Source organism: Entomomonas sp. E2T0, from assembly GCF_025985425.1.
Classification (GTDB): domain Bacteria; phylum Pseudomonadota; class Gammaproteobacteria; order Pseudomonadales; family Pseudomonadaceae; genus Entomomonas.
In genome coordinates, this window is record NZ_CP094972.1 from 2,066,763 (window position 1) to 2,092,463 (window position 25,701).

General features: G+C 35.7%; 26 protein-coding genes. 21 read left to right on the forward strand and 5 right to left on the reverse strand.

What is annotated here, in order from left to right; all coding sequences use genetic code 11:
- Positions 1–101 precede the first annotated feature (101 nt).
- The gene (gene eptA, locus MTZ49_RS09955; RefSeq protein WP_264745402.1) at positions 102–1,745 is read left to right on the forward strand and encodes a phosphoethanolamine transferase EptA; all 1,644 of its coding nucleotides are present in this window, start codon (positions 102–104) and stop codon (positions 1,743–1,745) included.
- Positions 1,746–1,894: 149 nt separating this feature from the next.
- On the opposite strand, the gene MTZ49_RS09960 is transcribed toward eptA, so the two are convergent.
- The gene (locus tag MTZ49_RS09960; RefSeq protein ID WP_264745403.1) at positions 1,895–3,430 is read right to left on the reverse strand and encodes a phosphoenolpyruvate carboxykinase; all 1,536 of its coding nucleotides are present in this window, start codon (positions 3,428–3,430) and stop codon (positions 1,895–1,897) included.
- A 262-nt stretch (positions 3,431–3,692) separates the two neighbouring features.
- Between MTZ49_RS09960 and MTZ49_RS09965 the strand changes: the two genes are divergently transcribed.
- The 19 genes from MTZ49_RS09965 to MTZ49_RS10055 all read left to right on the forward strand — a co-directional run bounded on the left by MTZ49_RS09965 (position 3,693) and on the right by MTZ49_RS10055 (position 21,264).
- Positions 3,693–4,610: a L,D-transpeptidase family protein gene (locus tag MTZ49_RS09965; protein ID WP_264745404.1), complete on the forward strand. Its 918-nt coding sequence runs from the start codon at positions 3,693–3,695 to the stop codon at positions 4,608–4,610.
- 156 nt (positions 4,611–4,766) lie between these two features.
- Entirely contained in the window at positions 4,767–5,435 is a 669-nt protein-coding gene (locus MTZ49_RS09970) for a response regulator transcription factor (protein WP_264745405.1), read from the forward strand.
- Positions 5,432–6,745: an ATP-binding protein gene (locus tag MTZ49_RS09975; RefSeq protein WP_264745406.1), complete on the forward strand. Its 1,314-nt coding sequence runs from the start codon at positions 5,432–5,434 to the stop codon at positions 6,743–6,745. Before MTZ49_RS09970 ends, MTZ49_RS09975 begins: the two co-directional genes overlap by 4 nt.
- Before the next feature lie 108 nt (positions 6,746–6,853).
- Positions 6,854–7,327, forward strand: coding sequence for a glycine zipper 2TM domain-containing protein (locus MTZ49_RS09980; protein WP_264745407.1), 474 nt, complete (start codon positions 6,854–6,856; stop codon positions 7,325–7,327).
- A gap of 180 nt (positions 7,328–7,507) precedes the next feature.
- Positions 7,508–7,903: a DUF1090 domain-containing protein gene (locus MTZ49_RS09985; RefSeq protein WP_264745408.1), complete on the forward strand. Its 396-nt coding sequence runs from the start codon at positions 7,508–7,510 to the stop codon at positions 7,901–7,903.
- Positions 7,904–8,029: 126 nt separating this feature from the next.
- Positions 8,030–8,698 carry a riboflavin synthase gene (locus tag MTZ49_RS09990; protein WP_264745409.1) on the forward strand — a complete coding sequence of 223 codons (669 nt, stop codon included), beginning with the start codon at positions 8,030–8,032 and terminating at the stop codon, positions 8,696–8,698.
- 37 nt (positions 8,699–8,735) lie between these two features.
- Positions 8,736–9,413, forward strand: coding sequence for a response regulator (locus tag MTZ49_RS09995; RefSeq protein ID WP_264745410.1), 678 nt, complete (start codon positions 8,736–8,738; stop codon positions 9,411–9,413).
- A complete protein-coding gene (locus tag MTZ49_RS10000) occupies positions 9,413–10,774 on the forward strand; it encodes an ATP-binding protein (RefSeq protein WP_264745411.1) in 1,362 nt (453 codons plus the stop codon). The genes MTZ49_RS09995 and MTZ49_RS10000 overlap by 1 nt, the downstream gene beginning before the upstream one ends.
- Positions 10,775–10,834: 60 nt before the next feature.
- Positions 10,835–11,290, forward strand: a complete 456-nt coding sequence (locus tag MTZ49_RS10005; protein ID WP_264745412.1) for a thioesterase domain-containing protein — start codon at positions 10,835–10,837, stop codon at positions 11,288–11,290.
- A gap of 39 nt (positions 11,291–11,329) precedes the next feature.
- Positions 11,330–11,737 (forward strand): hypothetical protein, encoded by a 408-nt coding sequence (locus MTZ49_RS10010; protein ID WP_264745413.1) that lies wholly within the window; start codon positions 11,330–11,332, stop codon positions 11,735–11,737.
- A complete protein-coding gene (locus MTZ49_RS10015; protein ID WP_264745414.1) occupies positions 11,734–12,390 on the forward strand; it encodes a class I SAM-dependent methyltransferase in 657 nt (218 codons plus the stop codon). The genes MTZ49_RS10010 and MTZ49_RS10015 overlap by 4 nt, the downstream gene beginning before the upstream one ends.
- A 118-nt stretch (positions 12,391–12,508) precedes the next feature.
- Complete coding sequence (locus tag MTZ49_RS10020) at positions 12,509–13,321, forward strand: rhodanese-like domain-containing protein (RefSeq protein ID WP_264745415.1); 813 nt, start codon at positions 12,509–12,511, stop codon at positions 13,319–13,321.
- Between the two features lie 4 nt (positions 13,322–13,325).
- Positions 13,326–14,189, forward strand: coding sequence for an archaetidylserine decarboxylase (gene asd, locus MTZ49_RS10025; RefSeq protein ID WP_264745416.1), 864 nt, complete (start codon positions 13,326–13,328; stop codon positions 14,187–14,189).
- Positions 14,190–14,480: 291 nt separating this feature from the next.
- A complete protein-coding gene (locus MTZ49_RS10030) occupies positions 14,481–16,550 on the forward strand; it encodes an EAL domain-containing protein (RefSeq protein ID WP_264745417.1) in 2,070 nt (689 codons plus the stop codon).
- 215 nt (positions 16,551–16,765) lie between these two features.
- Entirely contained in the window at positions 16,766–17,407 is a 642-nt protein-coding gene (locus MTZ49_RS10035) for a nicotinamidase (protein ID WP_264745418.1), read from the forward strand.
- Between the two features lie 4 nt (positions 17,408–17,411).
- On the forward strand, positions 17,412–18,611 hold the full coding sequence (gene pncB, locus MTZ49_RS10040) for a nicotinate phosphoribosyltransferase (protein WP_264745419.1): 1,200 nt from the start codon (positions 17,412–17,414) through the stop codon (positions 18,609–18,611).
- 22 nt (positions 18,612–18,633) lie between these two features.
- On the forward strand, positions 18,634–19,470 hold the full coding sequence (gene nadE, locus MTZ49_RS10045; protein WP_264745420.1) for an ammonia-dependent NAD(+) synthetase: 837 nt from the start codon (positions 18,634–18,636) through the stop codon (positions 19,468–19,470).
- Between the two features lie 99 nt (positions 19,471–19,569).
- Positions 19,570–21,009, forward strand: coding sequence for a M48 family metalloprotease (locus MTZ49_RS10050; protein WP_264745421.1), 1,440 nt, complete (start codon positions 19,570–19,572; stop codon positions 21,007–21,009).
- Positions 21,010–21,024: 15 nt separating this feature from the next.
- Positions 21,025–21,264 (forward strand): sulfurtransferase TusA family protein, encoded by a 240-nt coding sequence (locus MTZ49_RS10055; protein WP_264745422.1) that lies wholly within the window; start codon positions 21,025–21,027, stop codon positions 21,262–21,264.
- A gap of 38 nt (positions 21,265–21,302) precedes the next feature.
- Here the strand turns inward: MTZ49_RS10055 and MTZ49_RS10060 are convergent, their stop codons facing one another.
- Complete coding sequence (locus MTZ49_RS10060; RefSeq protein WP_264745423.1) at positions 21,303–23,015, reverse strand: proline--tRNA ligase; 1,713 nt, start codon at positions 23,013–23,015, stop codon at positions 21,303–21,305.
- Positions 23,016–23,260: 245 nt separating this feature from the next.
- Between MTZ49_RS10060 and MTZ49_RS10065 the strand changes: the two genes are divergently transcribed.
- Positions 23,261–23,740 (forward strand): L,D-transpeptidase family protein, encoded by a 480-nt coding sequence (locus tag MTZ49_RS10065; RefSeq protein WP_264747869.1) that lies wholly within the window; start codon positions 23,261–23,263, stop codon positions 23,738–23,740.
- Positions 23,741–23,781: 41 nt separating this feature from the next.
- Here the strand turns inward: MTZ49_RS10065 and MTZ49_RS10070 are convergent, their stop codons facing one another.
- From MTZ49_RS10070 to MTZ49_RS10080, 3 genes are all read right to left on the reverse strand, one after another.
- Positions 23,782–23,979: a hypothetical protein gene (locus MTZ49_RS10070; protein WP_264745424.1), complete on the reverse strand. Its 198-nt coding sequence runs from the start codon at positions 23,977–23,979 to the stop codon at positions 23,782–23,784.
- An 87-nt stretch (positions 23,980–24,066) separates the two neighbouring features.
- Positions 24,067–24,660 (reverse strand): hypothetical protein, encoded by a 594-nt coding sequence (locus MTZ49_RS10075; protein ID WP_264745425.1) that lies wholly within the window; start codon positions 24,658–24,660, stop codon positions 24,067–24,069.
- A 2-nt stretch (positions 24,661–24,662) separates the two neighbouring features.
- Positions 24,663–25,628, reverse strand: a complete 966-nt coding sequence (locus MTZ49_RS10080) for a hypothetical protein (protein ID WP_264745426.1) — start codon at positions 25,626–25,628, stop codon at positions 24,663–24,665.
- Between the last annotated feature and the right edge of the window lie 73 nt (positions 25,629–25,701).

Sequence of the window (25,701 nt, forward strand, 5' to 3'; positions counted from 1 at the left end):
ATCCCTAAACATATTTTCGACATGCCGTCTGCTATTTTTTGCATCACTAGGGTTAACCTATTTTTTGTTATTTATTAACTTAAGATGCTGGATTATTTAATATGTTTAATTTTAAAAGACTATCTTGTAACAGCTTAGTTTTTGTCATTGTTTGTGCAGTTTTCTTTGTACTTTTTCAAAATATTGCTTTTTTTTATAAAACTGTTCAATTACTAGAGATGGATAGCTTTACAGACTATTTATTAGTTGGCTCTTTTTTTATTTTTATCTTCTGTTTTCTGAATATTCTATTTTCAATTATTTTAGTAGGTTTTTTAAGAAAGCCACTGATTATTATTTTGCTGTTTTGTAGTGCTGGCGCTAACTATTTTTCTTATTTGTATAATATTTATATAGATAAAGACATGATACAGAATGTCATGCAAACTAACCCTGGTGAAGCTGGTGCATTAATTACAGTTAAGTTAGTCATCTGGTTATTAGTGTTTGCAGTATTACCCAGTATCTTTGTTATTTTAGTTAAAGTTAATAAAGTATCTTTTGCAAGATCAGTAGCTTATAGATTGGCTAATATTACTTTATCAATTATTGTTTTAGTGGCTGTGTCCTACCCAATGTATAACCAATATGCTTTTTTTATTAGAGAAAAAACCAATAACCAAATTACTAAGTTAATAACACCCAGTAATTATGTTCATGGTTTGATTAGTTATAGTAAAGATCTATTCAAAAAACAGTTACCCTTTATACATGTTGGTGAGGATGCTAAACGTGAGCAACTAGCGGATCACAAGAAAAAATTAATGATTATTGTGGTAGGGGAAACTTCACGAGCAATGAATTTTTCATTAAATGGTTATTCTAAAGAAACCAATCCATTATTAAAACAGCAAGATATTATCAATTTTGCACAGGTGAGTTCTTGTGGTACTGCTACGGCCGTTTCTGTACCTTGTATGTTTTCGGTAATGCCAAAGAATCGCTATAAAGAGAGTGTTGCTGAACGTCAGGATAATTTATTAGATATTCTAAATAGAACAGGTGTTAATGTTCTTTGGAAAGAAAATGATGGCGGTTGTAAAGGTGTTTGTGATCGGATTACATCAATCCGTTTAAAAGATATTTATCCAAAGGAATCCTGTCCAGATGGTTTATGTTATGACATACATTTATTAGATAATTTAGACAATTATATTAATGAACGTACGGATGATACTGTTATCGTGTTGCATACCAATGGTAGCCATGGGCCTGCTTATTATCGACGTTATCAAAAAGCGCAGGAGAAATTTATTCCAGCATGCAGTACTAATGCCGTAGAGACGTGTACTACAGAAGAGTTGGTTAATGCCTATGATAATACTATTGTGAATATAGACTATGTGTTAAATGAAACGATAGAGCTATTGCAAAAGCATTCTGATAAATTCTCAACGGCTATGCTTTATGCTTCAGATCATGGCGAGTCGTTAGGCGAGAATGGCATTTACCTACATGGTATGCCTTATAGTATAGCTCCTAAAGAACAAACCCATATTCCGATGATTTTCTGGTTATCAAAAGATTTTTTAGCGGATAATAAGATAGATAAATCTTGTATGTTAGCCAGTGCAAAAAATAAAGAAGCTTCTCATGATAATTTATTTCATACAGTATTAGGAGCAATGAATGTAACAACTGAAGTGTATAACCCTAAGCTTGATTTATTTAAAGGTTGTGAGAGTGGTTGGATTGTCAATTATTGATTAATTATGAAAAGTACAAAGCATTTATTTGTTATTACAGGAGGGCTAGGCTTTGGTAAAGCGACACTGATTCGAGAGTTAGTAGTAAAGAATTGCTTGCTATAAAAAAGCCCTCTTAAAAAGAGGGCTTTTTATTTAGCTTAAAACTATTATAACTTAGGGCCTGCATTACGGATTTCATCAGAAACTTCAAATTTCTTGAAGTTTTCAATAAATTTGCTAGCCAGTTCGCTTGCTGCTTCATCATAGGCAGCAGTATCAGCCCAAGTATTACGAGGGTTAAGTAAGTTAGTTTCAACGCCTGGTACGGCTTTAGGTACATCAAGGTTGATGATATCTAAATGTTCAGTCTCAGCACCAATTAATGCACCACTTTGAATGGCCGCAATCACGCCACGGGTAGTTGGAATGCTGAAACGTTTACCAACACCATAACCACCACCAGTCCAGCCAGTGTTTACAAGGTATACTTTAGAGCCAAATGAATTAATACGCTTAATTAATAGTTCTGCGTATTCACGAGGTGGGCGTGGGAAGAAAGGCGCACCAAAACAGGTAGAGAAAGTAGATTTAATACCGCTACCAGAACCCATTTCAGTAGAACCTACTAATGCAGTATAACCTGATAAGAAGTGATAAGCTGCTTGTTCATTATTTAAGATGGATACAGGAGGTAATACACCTGTTAAGTCGCAAGTTAAGAAGATAACTGCATTCGGTTCGCCACCTTTGTTTTCTTCAGCACGTTTGGCAATAAAGTCACGTGGGTAGCAAGCACGAGTATTTTGGGTTAGGCTATCATCTGTGTAATCTGGTTGACGTTGATTATCTAAAACCACATTCTCTAATACGGTACCAAATTGGATAGCTTTCCAAATAACAGGCTCATTCTTTTCAGTTAAATCAATACACTTAGCGTAACAACCGCCTTCGATATTAAATACCGTACCAACACCCCAACCATGTTCATCATCACCAATTAAATAACGGCTTTCATCTGCAGAAAGGGTAGTTTTACCAGTACCTGATAAACCAAAGAATAAAGTGACATCACCTTGTTCACCCATGTTAGCGGCGCAGTGCATAGGCAATACATCTTTTTCTGGTAATAAGTAGTTTTGCACAGCAAACATTGACTTTTTCATTTCACCTGCATAACGCATACCTGCAAGTAATACGCGCTTACGAGCAAAGTTCAGAATTACTACGCCATCAGAGTTAGTGCCATCACGCTCTGGGTTACAAACAAAGTTAGGCGCGTTTAATACTTGCCACTCATCAATATTATGAGGGTTATATTGTTCTGGATTAATAAATAAAGCGCGACCAAAGAGGTTATGCCAAGCTGTTTCTGTGGTCATCTTAACTGGTAAGTAATGGTTAAGATCAGAACCTACATGGACATGAGAAACAAAGTGATCTTGTTCATTAATATAGGATTCTACACGTTGCCAAAGGGCGTCGAACTTATCTGCAGGAAATGGTTTGTTGACAGTACCCCAATCAATTTTATCTTTTGTGCTTGGTTCTTCAACAATAAAGCGATCAGCAGGGGAGCGGCCTGTGCGACGACCTGTTTGAACCACTAATGACCCATTAGCGGCAAATTCACCTTCCTTACGTTGAATAGCTTCTTCAATAAGTTGTGCAATACTAATATCGGTGAAAATGGTAGTTTGACTCATGTGGAATTCCTGTCGGTTTAGCCCGACTCTTTTATATTAAAAATGATTACTAATTAAGAAAATTTTTCAATTATGCCAGATTAAACGCTGATGATAAATAATTTTGATAAAAAAGACTGGAGACAAATTGATGCAACTCCTTATAATGATCTGCATGTTAGTGCTAATATTTTATTATTTATAAGGGTTTTTAGCTTGCTAAATAATGGTTTATTAGCTTTATATAAGTGAGTTGATTGATTCAGTGGTCGTAAATAACGATATGATGTTTAAACAGTTTTCAGTAAAACAAGGATTGTTGGTTGTTGCTATAGTCGGTTGTCTGCTAGCTAGTGTATGGGGGACTCCCATTCAAGCACAATGGTTAGATAATCCAGTTTCACAACCAATCGGGCAAAGTCTAGTAGTCAATGATAGGGTGGCTAGTCAATTATTACCTCCTATCAAAGAAGCACCACAACTTATTAATGACTATATTGTAAAGGATAAGCAAGCTAATACAACATTAGCGATGGCTACTAGCCCCAATATTCCAAATAGTACGCGGGCGAGTAATGTTATAAGCCAATATACACCTGCTTTAAAAAGACAGCTTGAAGCAAGAGGTTTGCAGTTAGGTAGCCCTATTTTAATTCGTATTTTTAAAGTACCTTCTATTTTAGAAGTGTGGATAAAAAAAGATAATAAATATGTATTATTTAAAACCTACTCTATTTGTCGTTTCTCAGGAAAACTAGGGCCAAAACTTAAAAATGGTGATCATCAAGCACCAGAAGGATTTTATACTGTGCCTGCCAGTGCTTTAAATCCTAATAGTAGTTATTTTCTATCCTTTAATTTAGGTTACCCCAATCAATACGATCGTTATTATAATCGTACCGGTAGCTTATTGATGGTACACGGTGAGTGTGCGTCAGTAGGTTGCTATGCCATGACCAATGCACGTATGTCAGAAATTTATACCTTGATGTACAAGGCTTTTGCTAATGGACAGACGGGTATTCAGGTGCATGCTTATCCTTTTGCTTTAACTGAAAATAATATGCGCAAAATGAAAAAGCATCCTTGGTATGGTTTTTGGTTAAATTTAAAACAGGGCTATGATACGTTTAATACCACTCATCAACCATTACGAGTATCTGTTAATGAGGGTAGATATCAATTTAAAACAATTAATTAACACAATATATTAAGTTTAGATTAAGCTCTACTGGGTAATCTAATACTTATATAAAGTGTTTCAATAGTATTTGTATGATGGTTGTTAGGAACATTGCTTAAGTATTATTAAAATGCTAGTTCGGATTATTAAAAGTCAATAAGGGGTAAATACAGGATGCGTTTATTATTAGTTGAAGATCATGTACCTTTAGCCGACGAATTATTAGCTATGTTTCACAGTCAAGGATATGCCGTAGATTGGTTGGCAGATGGACGTGATGCTATTGTACAAGGTGCTTGTGAACCTTATGATGCGGTCATACTTGATTTAGGATTACCAGGTGTTTCTGGCTTAGAAGTATTACAGTCATGGCGAAAATTAAAATTAACAGTGCCCGTGCTTATTTTAACAGCTCGCTCTTCATGGTCTGAAAGAATTGAAGGATTAAAGGCTGGTGCTGATGACTATTTAGTTAAGCCTTTCCATCCTGAGGAATTATTATTACGTATTCAAGGTTTATTACGTCGTGCTAAAGGCGTAACTAATGATACTAAATTAGTGGTGCAAGGGTTAGAGCTTGATGAATCGTTGCAAGTAGTGATTAATGGTGATGAGCAAATAGAACTTACCGCTTCAGAGTTCAAGCTACTACGTTATTTTATGTTGCATCCAAGTAAGATACTGTCTAAAACTCATCTAAATGAACATATTTATGATGGTGAGACAGAACGTGACTCTAATGTTATCGAAGTACATATCAATCATTTACGTCGTAAATTAGGTAAAGATATTATTGAGACTAAGCGTGGTCAAGGCTACCGCTATAACGGAGTAGATCATTGAAATCCATCCAGCGGCGGCTAAATTTAGGATTAGCTGGTGCTATTTTAATGGTAGGACTAATCTTAACGCAATTAGGTATTTTGTTATTTGATACAGGGTTACGTAACTATTTTGAACATGACTTACAGGAAGAAACAGAATATTTAGTAACTGCAGTAGTGCGTAATAATCAAGCTATTTATGTGAATGATGATCGTATTAATCCTATCTATACGCGACCTTATTCAGGGCGTTATTATGTGATTGAATCAGGTGGTAATATTTGGCGCTCTCGTTCTCTGTGGGATTTTGAGTTTTTAACAGCTAATCAGGAAGGGTTACTACCAAAACTAGTAGCAGGGCCTAATAATCAACGATTACTTACCTTTCGTGCTGACTTTCAAAAATATGGTTATGATGTAAAAGTTACAATTGCAAGAGACTATGAGCCGATTTTAACTTCCTTTCAAAGTATTCAATATTGGGGCGTTGTAGGCATTGTATTAGCTTTATTAATGATTGTGGTTTTACAACGGATTGTTATTTTTAAAGCACTACGCCCCTTAGGCCAAATACGCGAAGAAATCGAACAGTTACAACGTGGTTTAAGAACAAGCTTAGATAAAGAAGTACCTGTTGAGTTGAAACCACTAGTTGAGCAGGTTAACCAACTACTCATTTATACAGGCAATCAATTAAAACGCTCACGGAACTCGCTTGGCAATTTAGGGCATGCATTAAAAACACCTTTGGCTGTACTAATGAGTGTAATGGCGCGTCCTGAGTTTGATAAGATTCCAAAAGTTAAGTTGCTCATGAAGGAGCAATTAGAAGCAATAGAGCAATTATTGGTGAGAGAGCTTAATAAAGCGAAAATAGTTGGGGATGTACTGCCGGCTTCTTATTTTGTGTGTGATAAAGAGCTGCCAACGCTAATTGAAGTATTGCATATGGTACACAATGAGCGAGTGGCATTGGAATGGCATGTGCCAGAAGCTCTTAGATTGCCTTGGAATAAAGATGATATTTTAGAACTATTAGGCAACTTATTAGATAACGCCTGTAAATGGGCACAAGGCAAAGTAAGGCTTATTATTACGGAAGAGGCAGATCATTATCAGTTAGTTATTGATGATGATGGACCAGGCATTAGTGAAAACCAATATGAAGAAGTATTGAGTAGAGGTGTTCGTTTAGATGAGCAAACAGCTGGCCATGGTTTAGGTTTAGGTATTGTGAAAGACATGATCGAAAGTTGGCAGGGAGAGCTAAGTTTGGATCGTAGTGAATTAGGCGGATTACAAGTCACCGTTGTGTTACCCAAACGTTAATGTTAATTACAAAAATTAACAATATGGCTTAGCCTTTTACTAAAAGACTAATGATAAAAATAACAAACTGGTGTTTAATACTACCATGCTTGATCGTGGAGAGAACTTATGTATTTGAAAAAAATAGCAGTATTGTTAATGATGATGCTATTTATAGCAGCTTGTTCTTCTAATAATGGTAAAGAAACTTATGCCAATAGTGAGGCCAATCGTATTCAGACTACATTAACAGGTACTGTTGAAGATATTGCCATTGTTAATATTGATGGTGCTTCCTCATGGAAAGGAACATTAACAGGTTCTATTCTAGGTGGTGTATTAGGTAGTACCATTGGTAGTGGTTGGGGCAGAGTCATTAGCTCTGCGGCTGGTTCTATTGGTGGTAGCTTTGCTGGAGCAGGTGTGGAAAGACAGCTGACTAAAGATGAAGGGCTAAAAATGGCTGTTCGTCAAGATAATGGTAATAGTTTTACTGTCATTGTTGTGCCTGAGAAGGGCGAAACATTTAAGATAGGTGATAAGGTTAGAGTTGTTTCCAGTTCTAGCGGTAAAGTAAATGTATATCATCTAGGCACTGAGTAAGCTAAAGAAATTAATTACTTTAATAATTTGTAAAGAATAAAGCTAATTTGTGCTAGGAATTATGAACTGATTAGTCTAATGTAGAAATCGTAACTAAACAGATTGTTTTTTATCTTATTGTTTTAAAAATAATTGGTTAGTGTTGGATTTATTGAAATTGATATTAATAAGGAGACTAAGGTGTTTAAGAACCTAGTTAAAATTACTTTAGTAGGGGCTGTTTGTACAATGTCATCATTTGTTTATGCTGACACTACTACAGGTTGTTCGTTGAAAGCACAAAAAATTCAAGAACAAATTAGTTATGCAAAAGCGCATGGTAATACTCATCGAGTAGCAGGATTAGAAAAAGCATTGTCAGAAGTGAAGGCACATTGTACAGATGCTGGTTTACGTAAAGATTTAGAAAAGGATATTGCAGAGAAGCAACAAAAAGTAACTGAGCGTCAAACTGAGTTGACCGAAGCGCAAGCTAAAGGTGATGCTAAAAAAATTGCTAAAAAGCAAAAGAAATTAGCCGAAGCAAAGCAAGAATTAGCAGAGGCTGAGCAAGGGTTAAAGGGTTATTTTAAGTAATATTAAGATAATTATTAAAAAGGCTAAGTTGTACACAACTTAGCCTTTTTTTGTAGAATAATGCGTAATGAATTAATATGTCGACTATTAATTATTTTTGCTACAGTATTGATAGGTTGAATAAATATGTTTACAGGTATCATCGAAGCAGTTGGCAATATACAACAGTTACAACCTTTACAAGGTGATTTAAGATTACAAGTTACCACAGGTAAACTTGATTTAACTGATGTGAAACTAGGCGATAGTATTGCTGTCAATGGTGTATGCCTAACCGTTATTGAGTTACTTAAGCAGGGGTTTTGGGCTGATGTAAGTGCTGAAACACTGCGTTGTACGACGTTTAAAGATTTAACAGTAGGTCAAAAAGTTAATTTAGAAAAAGCACTTACACCAACCACTCGTTTAGGTGGTCATTTAGTCAGTGGTCATGTGGATGGTTTGGGGCAAATTGTTGAGATTAAACAAGCAGCACGTTCTGTTTTCTTTAAGTTAAGAGCACCCCAAGAGTTAGCTAAATATATTGCTGCCAAAGGTTCGATTACAGTTGATGGCACAAGTTTAACGGTAAATGCAGTGAATGATTGTGATTTTGAACTGAATATTATTCCGCAAACCTTAGCAGAAACTATTTTTGGTACTTATAAAGTAGGGCAATTAGTAAATTTAGAAGTAGATTTATTAGCACGGTATTTAGAGCGATTGTTAGTAGCGACTAAAGCAAATGAAAGTGAAGAGAAGTCATCTAGTGTGACGGAGGCTTTATTAAGAGAACATGGCTTTATGCGCGGCTAAATAATAAATAGCTATATAAATTAATAGTGGGAACATAATGAAAATATTAATTGTAGAAGATGAGCAATTGTTAAGACACCATTTAACAGTACGTTTATCCGATTTAGGACATATTGTTAGTTCAGTGGCAAACGCTGATGAAGCACTGCGATCAGTGAAAGATAATCATTATGACATTGCGGTGATTGATATAGGTTTACCTGGTACTAATGGCTTAGAACTTATTCGACAATTACGTGATCAAGAATATACCTTTCCGATCTTAATCTTAACGGCTCGTGGTAGTTGGCAAGATAAGGTAGAAGGATTAAGTACAGGGGCTGATGATTATGTGGTTAAGCCTTTTCAGTTTGAAGAGTTAGAAGCACGTTTAAATGTATTAAATCGACGTGCATCAGGTATTGTGCAACCTATCCTAACCCTTGGTTCATTGAAGCTTGATTTAAATAGAAAACGCGCTTTTTGTAATGAAACACCTTTGCAGTTAACTGCTTATGAATATCGTCTATTAGAATATTTAATGCGTCATAGCCAGCAAGTAGTGGCTAAAGAGCGTTTGATGGAGCAGCTTTATAAAGATGAAGAAGAGCGCGATAGTAATGTGATAGAAGTATTAGTAGGTCGTTTACGTCGTAAATTAGAAAGCCAATGTGGTATTCAGCCTATTGAAACAGTACGAGGACAGGGTTATTTATTCACGGAGTCCTGCTCTTAATGTTACGCTCTTTTCGAGTACGATTATTAGTCTGTTCGGCTATTTTATTAGTGGCATTTTTAGCGGTATTAATGCCGATTATGCGTGAGTCATTTGACCAAGCGGTTCGACAATTTTCTAATATACGTTTAGAAGAGCGTGCCAACGAACTAATTACGGCTGCACAAGTAGTAGATGGTGAATTAACGTTACCCAATACGTTACAAGATTTACGTTTAACCACAGGTAAAACAGGTAACCAGTTTGGTTATTTCTATACCCAAAAGGGTGATAAGATCTGGCCAGCCGATTCAATAGAGACAAAAGATAAAGACTCTAACACCAAGTTAGCCACTGATTTATTATCCAATGAGGGCAATAAAGCAGATTTTAGGTTATCGACTGATTCTTTAGGCCGTCATTATTATGTATACGACAAAGAAATCAATTTAGGTGGCCCAGATTTTAGTGTTATCACCATGGAGCCTGTGACTGAGTATGATATTTTAAAAACCAGTTTTTTAAGGCGTTTTGAGTTATGGTTAGTCGTTGCATTAAGCTGCTTATTAGCCTTATTAGCGATAGGTTTAACGTGGAGTTTAAGACCTTTACGTCGCTTAAGGTCGCAATTAGATGATATTGAAGCGGGTAAACGTGAGCAACTAGATGAAAATGTACCCAGTGAAATTCATCGTCTAACTCGTTCTTTAAATCGGTTATTAACCACTGAACGAATGCAACGTGAGCGTTATCAAGATACGTTAGGCGACTTAGCCCATAGTTTAAAGACCCCTTTAACAGTATTACAAAATACCATTGAGGAAATCAAAGAAAAAGACAATAGTGTTATCAATCAATTGGCAGTTATGCAGGCGCAGATTGAAAGGATGGGGCAGCAAATTGGTTACCAGTTACAACGTGCAACCCAACGGAAAGGAGCATTAATTGGGCAACAAATCAGTTTGCGTCCATTGATTGATTCCCTTACGTCTACTTTAAATAAAGTTTATGCCGATAAAGAAGTAATAAGTGTTATTGATCTCTCCCATGATTTAAAATTACATGCTGAAGAAGCCGCTTTATTGGAATTATTTGGTAATTTATTAGAAAATGCTTATCGTCTTTGTTTAACCACAGTACGTATTAGTGGCAAGGTTACGGATAAAGAAGTATTAGTAACGGTAGAAGATGATGGTCCTGGTGTACCTGTTAATAAACGTAAAACTGTATTACAGCGAGGCGTTCGAGGTGATAGTTTAAACCCAGGTCAAGGTATTGGTTTAGCGGTAGTACAGGACATTTTAGAGGGTTATAGTGGTTATTTGGAAATAGGTGACTCTAGTTTAGGTGGCGCTTGTTTTTATATTCATTTCCCTATTTAATCAGTGTAATAAGTTTAAGATACAGTACCTTTAGCAAGGTATTGTTTTAAGGAATAAGTAATGACCGAAGTGTGTGACTATTTGCAGAATGTGCTTAATGAAGAAATACCTCTTACCCAAGCATTGCAAGTAAAAGTAGTAAGTTGGCAAGATAAAAAACTATCACTTACACTGCCATTAGCTCCTAATATTAATCATATGAGTAGTGCCTTTGGTGGTAGCTTATATTGTGGTGCTGTACTCGCAGGTTGGGGATGGATGCATCTCTATTTGAAAGAGTTAGGCATTACCGATGGTCATATTGTTATACAAGAAGGACAAATAGTTTATCCTCATCCTGTATTAGGTGATGCTATAGCCATTTGTTATCCACCTGATGAAAAAGAGTGGGCAAAATTTGAAAAGGTTTTCAAGCGTCATAAAAAAGGCCGTTTAGCACTGAATACAGTCATTATGTATGAAGGCAAGGAAGCAGTAACTTTTAATGGACAGTTTGTAGTCTATTGTGAACATTGATAGATTTAATATTATTAACATTATTAAGTCATTGAGGTTATGAAAAAATATTATAAAATCGCTTTGCTATTATTATTGAGCAGTTTGTTACTATCCTGTACTCGAGATGACGGAAATGCTTCTTATAGAGGTAAAACAGGACAGCTTCAGTTAGAAGGGGTGGTGTTAAATATCCCCAATAAAAGTAATTTGGAGTTAGCGTTATTTGCTTTAGATAATGACAATAAACCTAAACTATTATTAGCAACAGATCATTATACAGGTAATGGTAATGCGTTAACTTTTCAGGTCAATTTTAAGCTGGACAAAGCGTTATCATTTCATGCCTTAGAGTTGCGTGGACGTGTTACCCAAGCAGGAAAGCTCATTGGTTATTTAACACCTTGGCATAAGCAGCAATTAACCCAGCAGGATTTAAAAGGTATTATTTTGGAATTAACTCCTTGAAAATACTTGATTCATTAACCAATTATTTACAATCAATTGTTCCAGATGCTGTATTAGAAGTACAGCAGGTGGCTGGTACAACGATTCGATTATGGTTAATTTCTCCCAACAATATGCAACAAAAAATTTTTGACAGTGTTGAAATAATGCGTATTTTACAACAGCCACCCTATTGGTGTTTTTGTTGGAGTAGCGGTGCTGCACTATGTCAAAAAATACTGCAAAACCCTGAGTTAGTTGCTAATAAAAGAATATTGGATTTTGGCGCTGGTTCTGGTTGTGTGGGAATTGCTGCAAGCCTTGCTGGTGCTAAAGAAGTGACAGTGTGTGACTTAGACCCTGTTGCTTTACAAGCCTGTCGGGCGAATGCACAGTTAAATGGAGCTAAGTTAAATTATTTAGCTGATTTTACGATGACAGATGATCACTATGATCTTATTGTTGCAGCAGATATTTTATATGATCGCGATAATTTTTCATGGTTAGATGTATTTCCTAGCAAGGCAGACCATGTATTATTAGCTGACTCAAGAGTAAAAAATTTTCAACATAAGCAGTATCAGTTATTAGCTACTATGGAATCAGAAACGTTACCTGATTTATTAGAGCCCTCTGAGTTTCGTAATGTGAAGCTGTATCAAACAGTCCATTAAGCTATTTTTACTATAGTCTGGGTTAGGTAAGCTAAAGATTAGTGTTATTATAAGGTTGCTTAATATGCTAGTGGCTATATAGTGTTTTGTTTTATAGAATTATGGTGAGACTTAATTAATGTCTGAATTTTCTCAATTACCTCTAGTTATTGAACCTAAAGAGTTATTGGATCGATTATCTGCACCTGAATTAATTTTAGTCGATTTAGGTAATCAACTCCGTTATCAGCAAGGCCATATTGCCCATGCTCATTGTGTAGAACCAAAACAAACACAATCACAAACAGGATTTTTTGGTTTATTACCTGATAAATTATCTTTAGAATACTTGTTCGGACAATTAGGACACAACTCTGCCGCCACTTATGTGATCTATGATGATGAGGGTGGTGGTTGGGCTGGACGTTTTATTTGGTTATTAGATTCAATAGGGCATCATAATTATCATTATTTAAATGGTGGTTTGCATGCATGGATGGCTGAAGGTTATCCATTATCTACAGAGTTACCTGAGGTGTCCGTTACATCACCGCTATTGACTATCGATGAGCAACCAACAGCAACCCTTGACTATTTACAGAGTCGCTTAGGTGCTGATGATTTGGTTATATGGGATGCTCGTTCTGTTGCTGAATATAATGGTGAAAAACTATTAGCTGCTAAAGGTGGACATATTCCTGATGCAGTAAATTTTGAATGGACAGCAGGTATGGATAGTGAACATGGTTTAAGGATTCGTAGTGATATCGCTGATTGTTTAGAACAATTAGGTATTACTAAGGATAAGGAAGTCATTACACATTGCCAGAGTCATCATCGTTCTGGATTTACTTATTTAGTAGCAAAGGCATTAGGATATCCTAGGGTTAAGGCTTATGCAGGGTCATGGTCTGAATGGGGGAACCATCCTAATACAGTAGTGGAAAATTAAAAAAATGACATTTAAACAACGACTTTTTATTATTGCTCAGCACATAACGCCACAGCATTTATTATCAAGAATAATAGGTTTTTTAGCAGAGTCACAAGCACCTTGGTTCAAAAATAAGCTCATTAGTTGGTTTATAGATCGTTATAAAGTGAATATGAGTGAAGCGGTTTATGAAAGTTATCATGAATATAAAAATTTTAATGAGTTTTTTACTCGCCCATTAAAAGAGGGTATGCGCCCTATTGATATGGCAGCTGATGCGGTAGTATGCCCAGCAGATGGTGCAGTAAGTGAGTTAGGTACTATTCATGAAGGACGCGTTTTACAAGCTAAAGGTCATGATTATAGCTTGGCTGATTTATTAGGTGGCGACACAGAGCGTGCTAAACCTTTTTTAAATGGTGAGTTTGCCACTATCTACTTATCACCAAGAGATTATCATCGTGTGCATATGCCCGTTACAGGTACATTAACAGAAATGATTTATGTACCAGGCCAATTATTTTCAGTGAACCAAACAACTGCAGAAAATGTCTCAAGTTTATTCGCTCGTAATGAGCGCGTAGTATGTATGTTTGATACTGAATATGGTCAAATGGCTGTTGTGCTAGTGGGAGCTATGATTGTAGCCAGTATTGAAACAGTATGGGCTGGAATGGTTACGCCCCCAAAACGATTATTAAAAACGACTAAATATAATGATGAAACAAGGCAACCAATTGTTTTAGAAAAAGGTGCAGAGTTAGGGCGTTTTAAATTAGGCTCTACAGCGATCATGGTATTCGAGCCTAATCGCATTGTTTGGAATGAAGAACTTAAATCATTAGTACCGACTAAAATGGGTCAACGTATTGCAAAATTAGTGTAAAAAATAGCTAAATAATGTTGGTTAAGATGCGATAAATCAATACTGTTTTGATTTGTTAGTAAATGCGTAGTAACCAGCAATGGTATTTTATGTGCTAATTGGGATATAGTTATTGAAAACTGAATGCTTATGCTATAATTCCATGGCTGTAAGTGTTGAATGTATATAGACTTGCTTTATTTCTTTGAAATAATTCTATGTAGTAAATGTTATACAGTTGAGCTTTACAATTTCTATGGATAAAGATAAGTTATTGTTAGTACGGATTAAAAAGCCAGTTAATGAGTAATTATGGAAACAAAAAACCTTCGTTTATTAATTTTAGATGATTCTCCTAATGAAGCAGAAAATTACGCAGTTATTTTCCGTAATGCAGGTTATGCGACGCGTTTGCATAGAATTACCTCAGCTGAAGATGCTGAAACCGTCTTAGCTCAAAATTGGGATTTAATTATTGCAGCACCTAGTAGTGAAAATTACGATCCTGTTGACTTACTCGCATTTATTAAAGCTAAAAAGATTGATATTCCTTATATACAATTACTTAATCCTGAGTCGTTAGAAGATGATCAATTTACAATAAGTTATTTAAAGAAAGGTGCACAAGACGTTTTATCGGTAGACGTTGAGGCTGAGCACTTATTATTAATAGCACAACGTGAATTGAATAATTTAATGAAGCGTCGCTCATTAGTACGTTCAGAGAAAAATTTAGCAGAGTCTGAGCGACGTTGTAATCTTCTACTAGACTCATCCATGGATGCTATTGCTTATATCCATGATGGTATGCATATTTATCTTAACCAAGCTTATATTGATATGTTTGGTTATGAAGATAAGGCAGATATGGACGGTCTACCGATTATTGACCTCGTATCAGCTGATAATCCTAGTGATTTAAAAGACTTATTTAAACATCGTGTTGAATCTTCTTTAGCTTGCCGTGGTGTAAGAGCTGATGGCTCTAAATTTCCTATTTTAATTACTACATACCCTGCATCATATGATGGTGAAGAGTGTATGCAAGTTATTATTCGTGAGGAAACATCAACGGTTAATAGTGAAGCATTAGAAGAAAAAATTCGTGAGATGAGTAGCCTTGATGCGTTAACGGGTCTTTATAGCCGTGCTCATTTATCGACATTGCTTGATAATACAATGGAGCAAGTAAAGTCTACTAATTTAAATGCAACATTGCTATACATCTATATTGATAATTTTGATAGTTTGAATACTCAGATAGGTATTGCAGGTTCTGATAGCTTATTAGCTAGTGTTGCTCAGTTATTAAAAGGCCACTTCTGTCATGAGGAAAGTTTAGCAAGACTATCCGATGATGCATTTGTTGTGTTAGTGCCTAATGCAACCTCTAGTGATTTAATAGATTCCGTGAAACTGTTACAAGAAAAAATAACTAAAGTTATTTTTGATGTAAATGATTTTTCTATTCAAATTACTGTTTCTGTAGGTATTGCAGATTTTGATAAGAGCGTTGCAAGCCCTCAAGAAATTATTGATAGGGCTCATCGTTGTATTGAATCTTCCACAGCAAGTAATATCATAAAAGTATATGACCCAGCTGAAGAACTGGCTAAAGCAGCAAGTCAGGGTGATTTACTGGCTACTTTGCAACAAACATTGCAGCAAGAGTCTTTAAAGTTACTGTATCAACCTATCGTAAGTTTACGTGGTAAATCTTTTGAGTTTTATGAAGTTCGTTTAAGAATGCTCGATGCTCAAGGTAAAGAATTACCTTTAACTGATCTATTAAATGTAGCTTCGTCTTCTGGAATGGCTGAGCAAATTGACCGTTGGGTCATTGTTAATTCATTAAAAGAAGTAGCTAAAATGCATGCGGCTGGACATAATCCACGAGTATTCGCACAAATTGGTAGCGATACCCTAAAAAATGAAAACTTATTAGATTGGATTAAGAAACTGTTTGCTGCTACTAAATTACCACCAGAATGTTTATTGGTAGAGTTTACTGAAAGTGATGCGGCAACTTACTTAAAACAGGCACAAAATTTAATTAATGGTTTAAATGAAATTAATTGTCAAACAGTTATTAGTGATTTTGGTAAAGATGAAAATTCACTACTAACGTTAAATCATTTGCCTGCAAACTATGTAAAACTCGCACCTTCTTTAGTGCAAGCATTGCGTAAGCCAGAGGGTGTGGACGCTTTAACAGAAATGTTAAACCAGTTAAGAGAATCTAAACGCAAGAGTATTGTGCCTTTTGTTGAAACAGCAAGTATCTTGTCTATTTTATGGCAAGCCGGTGCTGATTATATTCAAGGTTACTATTTACAACGTCCAATGCCTAATATGAGTTATGATTTCTCATCAGGTCAGTAAGTGTTGTGATTAATGTTTTTGAGAAGCCTGGTACAGTTATGTGTCAGGCTTTTTTGTTAGTGGAATATTGGTGTTTTAGGTAATATTTTTTATTTGTTATTGATAATCCATCCAGTTAGTTGTATTATACAACTAACTGGATGGTGGTTAGTTTTAGATAAGCTAATTAATTCAGTAGATTATATTTCTCACCGATTGAAGTTGAGTTAAAGATCATGAAAATTGCAAGTTTTGATGTCGATCCACAACAAAGTTTTACACCCCTTTGTCCTGATGAATTACCTGTGCAAGGTGGTGATCAAATTGCAGGTGCTTTAAATGAAATGGCCAAGCGTGCAGATATAAGGGTGGGCAGTAAAGATGCTCATACTCCACAAGCGGTATGGGTAGTGACTGAAGCTGAGAAGATGTTACAACCACTAAACTATCCTAATGCAGATTTGACGTGGGTAGCACACTGTGTACCAGGAACGAAAGGATTTGAATTATTAACTGACTTACCAAGCCCTGATGAGTATGATTTTTTTGTATGGAAAGGGGTAGAGCCAGATATGCATCCCTATGGTGCTTGTTACCATGATTTAAAAGAAAAATTATCAACAGGAGTTATCGAATATTTAAGACTAAAGAATGTCCAACTGGTTATTGTCGGTGGGCTGGCTTTAGATTACTGTGTAAAAAATACGGCAATACAATTACATAAAGCAGGGTTTCAAGTGATTATGGTATTAGAGGCAACAAGGGCTATTGCTGAAGATACTAAACAACAAGCCATCGCTGAAATGCAGCAATGTGGGATAGTCATCTGTGAAGACTGTGCGGCATTAGATCAACAACTTATTAAAAGTAGAGGATGAAAAAATGGATAATTCCATATTTTCCCAAAAAATTATTCAAAGTTTATTAGATACTGATTTTTATAAGCTCAGTATGATGCAAGCAATCTTGCATAATTATCCTAATGCGGAAGTAGAGTGGGAGTTTCGTTGCCGCGATAAAGAAGACCTTACCCCTTATATTCCTGAGATTAAAGAGAACATCGAGCGTTTAGCTGATTTACAGCTTACGCAAGATGAACAAAACTATTTATCACACATTAGTTTCTTAGCACCAGACTTTATAAGATTTTTACGTTTATTTCGTTTTAATCCACGCTATGTGACTGTATCGGGTGAAGGCGGGCAATTAAGTATTACCCTAAAAGGCCCATGGTTACATATTGTACTTTTTGAAATACCTTTATTAGCTATTATTAGTGAAGTACGTAATAAGAGGCGTTATCCTCAAGTTGAATTAAAAACAGCTACTGATCGTTTGTATCAGAAGTTAGAAAATTTAACACGGATGGCAACGGATGATGAGTTAAAAGATTTTAAATTAGCTGATTATGGAACACGTCGTCGTTTTTCTTTTAATACTCAGCAAGCCGTGGTTGGCATTTTGAAAACAGACTTTCCTGGCCATTTTGTAGGTACAAGCAATGTGCATTTAGCTCAAGAGTTTAATATTAAACCGATGGGTACTATGGCACATGAATGGATTATGGCACACCAACAATTAGGTTTTAGGTTAATCGATAGCCAAAGTGCAGCATTAGATTGCTGGGTACGGGAATATCGTGGTTTATTGGGGATTGCGTTAACTGATTGCATCACAATGGATGCTTTTTTAACTGATTTTGATTTGTTTTTTGCTAAATTGTTTGATGGTTTGCGTCATGATTCAGGTGATCCAATTGTTTGGGCAGAAAAAGCGATTGTTCACTATAAAAAGTTAGGTATTGATCCTCGCACCAAAACCTTAGTATTTTCTGATGGTTTGGATCTACCCAAAGCGTTATCAATTTATCGCCAATTGCGTGATAGAATTAATGTTAGCTTTGGTATAGGGACTAACTTAACCTGTGATATTCCTACTGTTTCTCCAACCAACATGGTTATTAAAATGGTTAGTTGTAATGGTCAGCCAGTGGCGAAAATTTCTGACTCACCAGGAAAAACACAATGTCGTGATGAGAGTTTTGTTAATTATTTAAAACATGTCTTTAAGGTAAGCGAGTAACAATAGTTGTAGAGGAAGAAAAATGATAGATCAATTAGCTGTTCAACGCGAGATTGCTAAAGCATTAAATGTATGCCCACCTTTTGCAAATGAACAAGCATTAGTAGCAGAGTTAGAACGACGTATTGTCTTCTTAAAACGCTTACTAGTAGAGTCTGGGCTAAAAGCTTACGTGTTAGGAATCAGTGGTGGGGTGGATTCATTAACCGCAGGTATGATGACCCAACGGGCTGTTAGAGAATTAAGAGAAGAAACAGGGGATAATAGTTATCGTTTTATTGCGATGCGTCTACCTTACAAAGCACAGGCAGATGAAGCCGAGGCGACACAGTCTGTACAAGTAATAGCGCCCGATCACTGTGAAGTCGTTAATATTGCTGAAAGTGTAGAAGGGATGGTAGGTGCTATAGACTGTTTACAGAAAGTAAAAGAAGGTTCCAGAGACTTTATTATTGGTAATATTAAAGCCAGAGCAAGAATGATTGCTCAATATGCAGTAGCCAATGTTTACAGTGGGTTAGTAATAGGTACTGATCATGCAGCTGAAGCGGTTATGGGGTTTTATACTAAATTTGGAGACGGTGCTTTTGATGTAGGGCCTTTGATTGGTTTAGCAAAAGGACAAGTTAGAGCCTTTGCTAAGTATATGGGAGCACCAGACAATTTAGTGAATAAAGTACCTACTGCTGATTTAGAAGATTTAAAACCAGGTTTGCCAGATGAACAAGCACATGGTGTTCCTTATACAGAAATAGATGCTTTTTTACAGGGTAAAGCTGTATCGGCAGAAGTTTTTAAAAAGATTACAGAGACTTATAATAAAAGCATGCATAAAAGGCAGTTACCTATAGCACCTTAGTTTGTTATAAAGAGTAACATATTAGCTACTAAAAAGAACTTTATAAGCTTGTTTTAAATGTTTAGGATAGGGCTTATTTATTTGTTATTTAGGGGATTTATGAGGCATCTTGGTAAAGCGACATTACTATGTTTAGGCTTAGTCAATGTTTTGCCTTCATTGGCTTATGATAATCTACCTTCATTGGGCGATTCATCTTCTGCTATTGTGTCTCCTTTACAAGAGTATCAATTAGGGCGTGCATGGTTAAGCCTATTGCGTTCACAAGTGCCACGCATTAATGATCCTTTGGCTAAAGACTATATTGAAACAAAGGTTAAACGATTAGCGCAAAGTAGTCGTTTGCAAGACCATCGCTTAGAATTTATTTTTATTAAAGATCCTGAGTTAAACGCCTTTGCAGCACCAGGTGGTATTATTGGTGTCAATGGTGGTCTATTTTTAGCGGCTCCTAACGAGTCAGAGTTTATGGGCGTATTAGCTCATGAATTGGCGCATTTATCGCAACGTCATTTTGCCCGTGGTGTAGCCGAACAACAACAACTACAAATACCAATGATGACAGCTTTACTTGTTGGTATTGTAGCAGCAGCAGCAGGAAGCCCCGATGCCGGTATGGCGACTATTATTGGTTCACAGGCAGCAGCTTATCAAAATATGATGAGTTTCTCCCGCTCCAACGAACAAGAGGCGGATCGAATTGGCATTGAAACCCTTGCTAAGGCAGGTTATGACCCTAAAGGAATGCCAGATTTGTTTGAGATATTGATGAAAAAATATCGCTTTCAACAAATTCCCCCTGAATTTTTGATTACTCACCCCTTAACAGAGTCTCGTGTGGCAGACACACGTAATAGGGCTGAACGTTATCCGCAGGGCGGCATTAGTAATACGTTAGAGTATGATCTAGTACGTGTTCGTGTTCAGGTGGTTTTTGAAGATACACCAGGCTCTAGTGTAAAGCGCTTTCGTAGTCTTTTAGAAAATAACCCCAATGATAATGCATTGCAATATGGCTTAGCATTAGCCTTAATAAAAAATAATAACCTTGCAGAGAGTGAGCAAATATTAAATAAATTATTAACAAAAGATGCTAATAACTTATTTTATAATTTAACCTATGTTGATTTAGATTTTTATCAAAATAGGTTAGCCAATGCGGGTTTACGTATTCAAAAATTATTAGTGGCTAATCCGAATAATTATCCTATTACGAAGGCTTATGTGGATTTATTAGTAAGACAAAGAAATTTTCAAGAAGCGGCTAAAGTAATTGATAAACTTGTGCGTAGTCGTCCTAATGATCCAGATGTTTGGTATCAGGTATCTGAAGTAAAGGGTAGAGCAGGTGATATTGTTGGTGTACATCAAGCACAGGCAGAATATCTTGCATTAATAGGTAATTATGATGCAGCTTTAGAACAATTAAAATACGCACGCCAGAAAGCAGGTAATAGTTTCCAACAAGTAGCGATTATTAATCAACGCGAGAAAGAAATTCGTAGCCAACAGGATACGGTTAAACAATTTTTACAGTAATTAGGTAGTCAACAGGTGAGTGAACAAATTAGTTTTAAAGAAGAATTAGATACATCTGGTTTAAATTGTCCTTTACCTTTATTAAAAGCTAAGCAAGCATTAGCTAACCTTAGCTCAGGGGATGTATTAAAAGTCATTGCTACAGATGCTGGCAGTCAGCGAGATTTCCGTAGTTTCGCGAAGCTTTCTGGTAATGAGTTATTACATGAGGAAGTAACAGAGCAAAACTACTATTATTGGTTGAAGAAACGTTGATGGGTGAATAACAAAGGGGCTTATAAAGCCCCTTTTTATTATTTAACGAGTTTAGCTAATTCTTCTACAATATTAGCTAATGGAAGGTTTTTTGAGTCAGATTCACGACGGTTTTTATATTCTAATTGGCCTTCTTTTAAGCCTCGATCACTGACTACTACTCTGTGAGGAATACCAATTAAATCCATGTCTGAGAATTTAACACCTGGGCTGGTTTTCTTATCACGATCATCTAATAATACTTCATAACCAGCTTTAGTTAAGTCAGCATAAAGTTTATCAGCTACTTCTTTAATGGCTGGGTCTTCATATTTAAGCGCCACAATAGCAATTTGGAAGGGTGCCATTGTTTCAGGCCATAAAATACCACGCTCATCATAGTTCTGCTCAATAGCTGCCGCTACTACACGAGATACACCGATACCATAACAACCCATAATTAATTCTACAGGTTTGCCATTTTCAGCTAATACTGTGCAGTTCATTGATTCACTGTATTTGGTACCTAGTTGGAATATATGACCAACTTCAATACCGCGACGAATTACTAAAGTACCTTTGCCATCAGGGCTAGGATCACCTGCTACCACATTACGTAAATCAGCTACTTCAGGTAGTGCTACATCACGCTCCCAGTTAATGCCAAAATAATGTTTATCTTCAATATTAGCACCAGCACCAAAGTCACTCATCATAGCTACTGAGCGATCAATAATACAAGGCATAGATAAGTTAACAGGGCCTAATGAACCAGGACCTGCGCCAATCGCTTGGCGAATTTCTTCATCAGTTGCAAAAACCAATGGGCTAGCCACCAATGGATGGTTAGCTGCTTTAATTTCATTTAGTTGATGGTCGCCACGAACAATTAATGCTACTAAGGTACCTTCTTCAGCACCATGAGCGATTAAGGTCTTAACTGTTTTTTCAATAGGTAAGTTAAATTGCTCAACTAAGGCTTCAATGGTTTTACAGTTAGGTGTATCAACTAGACGCATTGCTTCAGTGGCTGCTTGGCGTTCAGTTTGGTGAGGAACAGCCATTGCTTTCTCAATATTAGCAGCATAATCTGAACTATCGCTAAATACAATATCGTCTTCGCCAGAGTCTGCAAGTACGTGGAACTCGTGGGAGCCTGAGCCACCAATAGAACCATTGTCAGCTTCTACAGGACGAAAATCTAAACCTAAACGACTAAAAATATTCGAGTAGGCACGATACATATCATCATAAGTAACTTGTAATGATGCTTGGTCAGTGTGGAAAGAGTAGGCATCTTTCATTAAAAACTCACGGCCACGCATTAAACCAAAGCGAGGACGAATTTCATCGCGAAATTTAGTTTGGATTTGATAAAGGGTAAGCGGTAGTTGTTTATAACTACTGATTTCATTACGTACTAAATCCGTTACAACTTCTTCATGGGTAGGGCCAAAGCAGAAATCACGCTGATGGCGATCTTTAAGGCGTAGTAGTTCAGGGCCATATTGTTCCCAACGTGTAGATTCAATCCATAATTCAGCAGGTTGTACGGCTGGCATTAGCACTTCTTGAGCGCCGATGGCATTCATTTCTTCACGCACCACTTTTTCTACTTTACGTAATACACGTAAACCAAGTGGTAACCAAGTGTATAGTCCAGCAGCTAGTTTACGAACCATACCCGCTCGTAACATAAGTTGATGGCTAATAACTACTGCATCAGCAGGAGTTTCTTTTACAGTAGGCAGTAAATATTGGCTAGTACGCATGCTTTATCCACATAAAAGAGGTTATAAATAATCCATTTTAAAGGGGGATTGACTAAGCATTCAATAGCAAACTGCAAAGAAACAGCATTTATTTTTGATTTGAGTACTTTTCTCTAAGCAATTAACCAATTAAAATGCTTTCTTTATTAGGGGCTATCTTGATCAAGCAGTTAAATATGGGGAAGTGGTTAGCAATGCGTCGTGTATTTAGCACATTGTTAGTGATAGTGGTTAGTTATTGTTGTATGGCAAGTTATAGCTATGCTAACTCTAGTCTTGTGACAACAACCAAGGTTAGATTAAATATTGATAAGGTTTTGGTTGAAAAGTCAAAGCGTACATTATCTTTGATGAGTGGCAATAATGTTGTTAAAAGTTACCGTATTTCATTGGGCAAACGACCTGTAGGCCATAAACAAATGGAAGGTGATAAGCGTACACCTGAAGGTTTATATTGGATAGATTGGCGTAAAGAGAGTGATAAATATAACCTTTCTATGCATATTTCTTATCCGAACCCACGTGATATATCTGCTGCGCAAAAGCAAGGCGTAAGACCTGGTGGCATGATAATGATTCATGGTACACCGATTGATCCTGAATACCCTGAATGGTATTTCCGCGGTTTGAATTGGACAGATGGCTGTATTGCCATGATGAATTGGGATATGAAAGAAGTCTGGGGTTTGGTCAAAGATGGTACTCTAATCGAGATTAAGCCTTAAAGTTCTTAATAATTCATACAATAAGGCTATATTTTAATTATTTATGAGGGTTTAATTTTATTTGTTAGTTCTAAGAAATTTTTTATTCCTTTATGTTTTAAATATGCCAAAAATGATAGACTAATATTTTGGGATATTGTCATATTGTTACTGTTTTCTAAAATAGGTGGATCTGATTCTATTGTGATTTCAACAGTATTATTTGTTGTATCATATATAGTGATTGATGTCTTAGCCATATTTTCCTTCCTTATAAAGTATATTAATTTGAAAGGAGTATGATATTTTAGAGACTTATTAAGATATTGAGGTTAGAGCAAAAGAAATTAATTATCTGAGTCAAACTCATCTAATTTTTCATCCTCCATAGATATAAGTTCAAAGTAATGAATTTCATATATTTGAAATGGAAGAATAAGTATGCGAAGTAGGCTTAAATTAAAAAAACCAATACAAGTAATGAGAGAAATATTCAAAATAGTTGGATTTGTGGTAGTTTCTTGAAATATAAACCATATTAAACATAAAATAATGCAAACGATATGGATAAATAAAGTTAATGTTTGGGAAAAAAATAAATAACTAACTTTATTTATATAAAGGGAAATTTGATCTACTGTTAAAGTTTTTGCTCCAGAAGTTCTTCCTGTAAAAAGCATCAATGTCACCATAAAGCCAGAAAGTACTGTTAAGATAGTGATAATTATTGAAATAATATTATTAATATCTTCATATTGAGTTGACTTTAGATTATAAGTAATAATCCAACCAATTACACATCCAATGATTATTGGTAATATTAATGCAATAGATTGTTTTAGCCAAAAATGAGAAGTTTTTTTGGCTATGTTAAACATGGTTTTGCCTGATGTTACAGCACTTTGTATTTCATCAGGTATAATATAATCTTTTATAGCCATTGTTAGGTAAGCTTTTTCTTAACATTTTTTAAGAAACCCTCTGTAGTGATAAGAGATTTATTTCTTGGGTCTCTTAGTTCTTTTAAATAGCGTTTTAATTCTGTTTCTATTTCTGAGGTTGCAACTTTCCCCTCAGGAGTAAGTTGAATCTGCACATGTCTTTTTTCTTTATATTTATGTAAACCAGTAATTGTTGAGTTATCTTTGAATTTAATCATAATAGAGTCTAAAAATTCTGATTCTGCCTCATCAAATAAACTAATAGTAGCTTCTTCATCTAAAACTTTTGTTTCTTCCGCTTCCCAAGTACAGATAAACTTATTTGTTCCCTTTACATTATTTCGTATTTCACTAAGTTGTGATGCATAGTTACTGTAATCTTTTTCAATATCATGGACTAAACTAGCAGTGATTTTCTTTACACCTCCTTTCTGTTGTATTAAGTCTCTTAATTCTGTAGATGCAATATCATATAACTCTACAGAAGAGTAGGGACCATCAGAATATTTTTTTAACAAGAAAGTTAGTAATTTGCATAATAATGTAATTCCTCCTGCTCCTTGTACAGATTCAATTAGAATGATTTGACCAAATGCTAAGCATCGATAAGAAAAAGCAAGCTCAGTTTTTTTCCCTTCAGGAGTTTGAAGATTTATTGGCTGTAATGTTAGTTTTGTGCTTTCCATATCTGGAGCAACTGCTTCAGGTGCTAAGCCTTTAGTGTAGCTACATATAGTAAATAAAGTACCTTTTTCTAATGTCTTAGAATCGAATAAAATAGCACATGTAACTCCATCCTTAATATTGTTAGGATCAGGATAGTGACGTTCACCAATAGTAATGGCACCATCCATAATTTTTTTTATCTCATCTTCAATTTTTGGAGGAGACCATGTATCTTTTGTTTTATTATGCTTTAATTTATATCCAACAGCTTTGACCATAAGAGTTTTATTTATCTTTTTCACTATAATTTCCTTCTACTTAGATGCCCTTCTGAGTCATTAAACTATCATGAAACATGTAATTATTAATATTGTA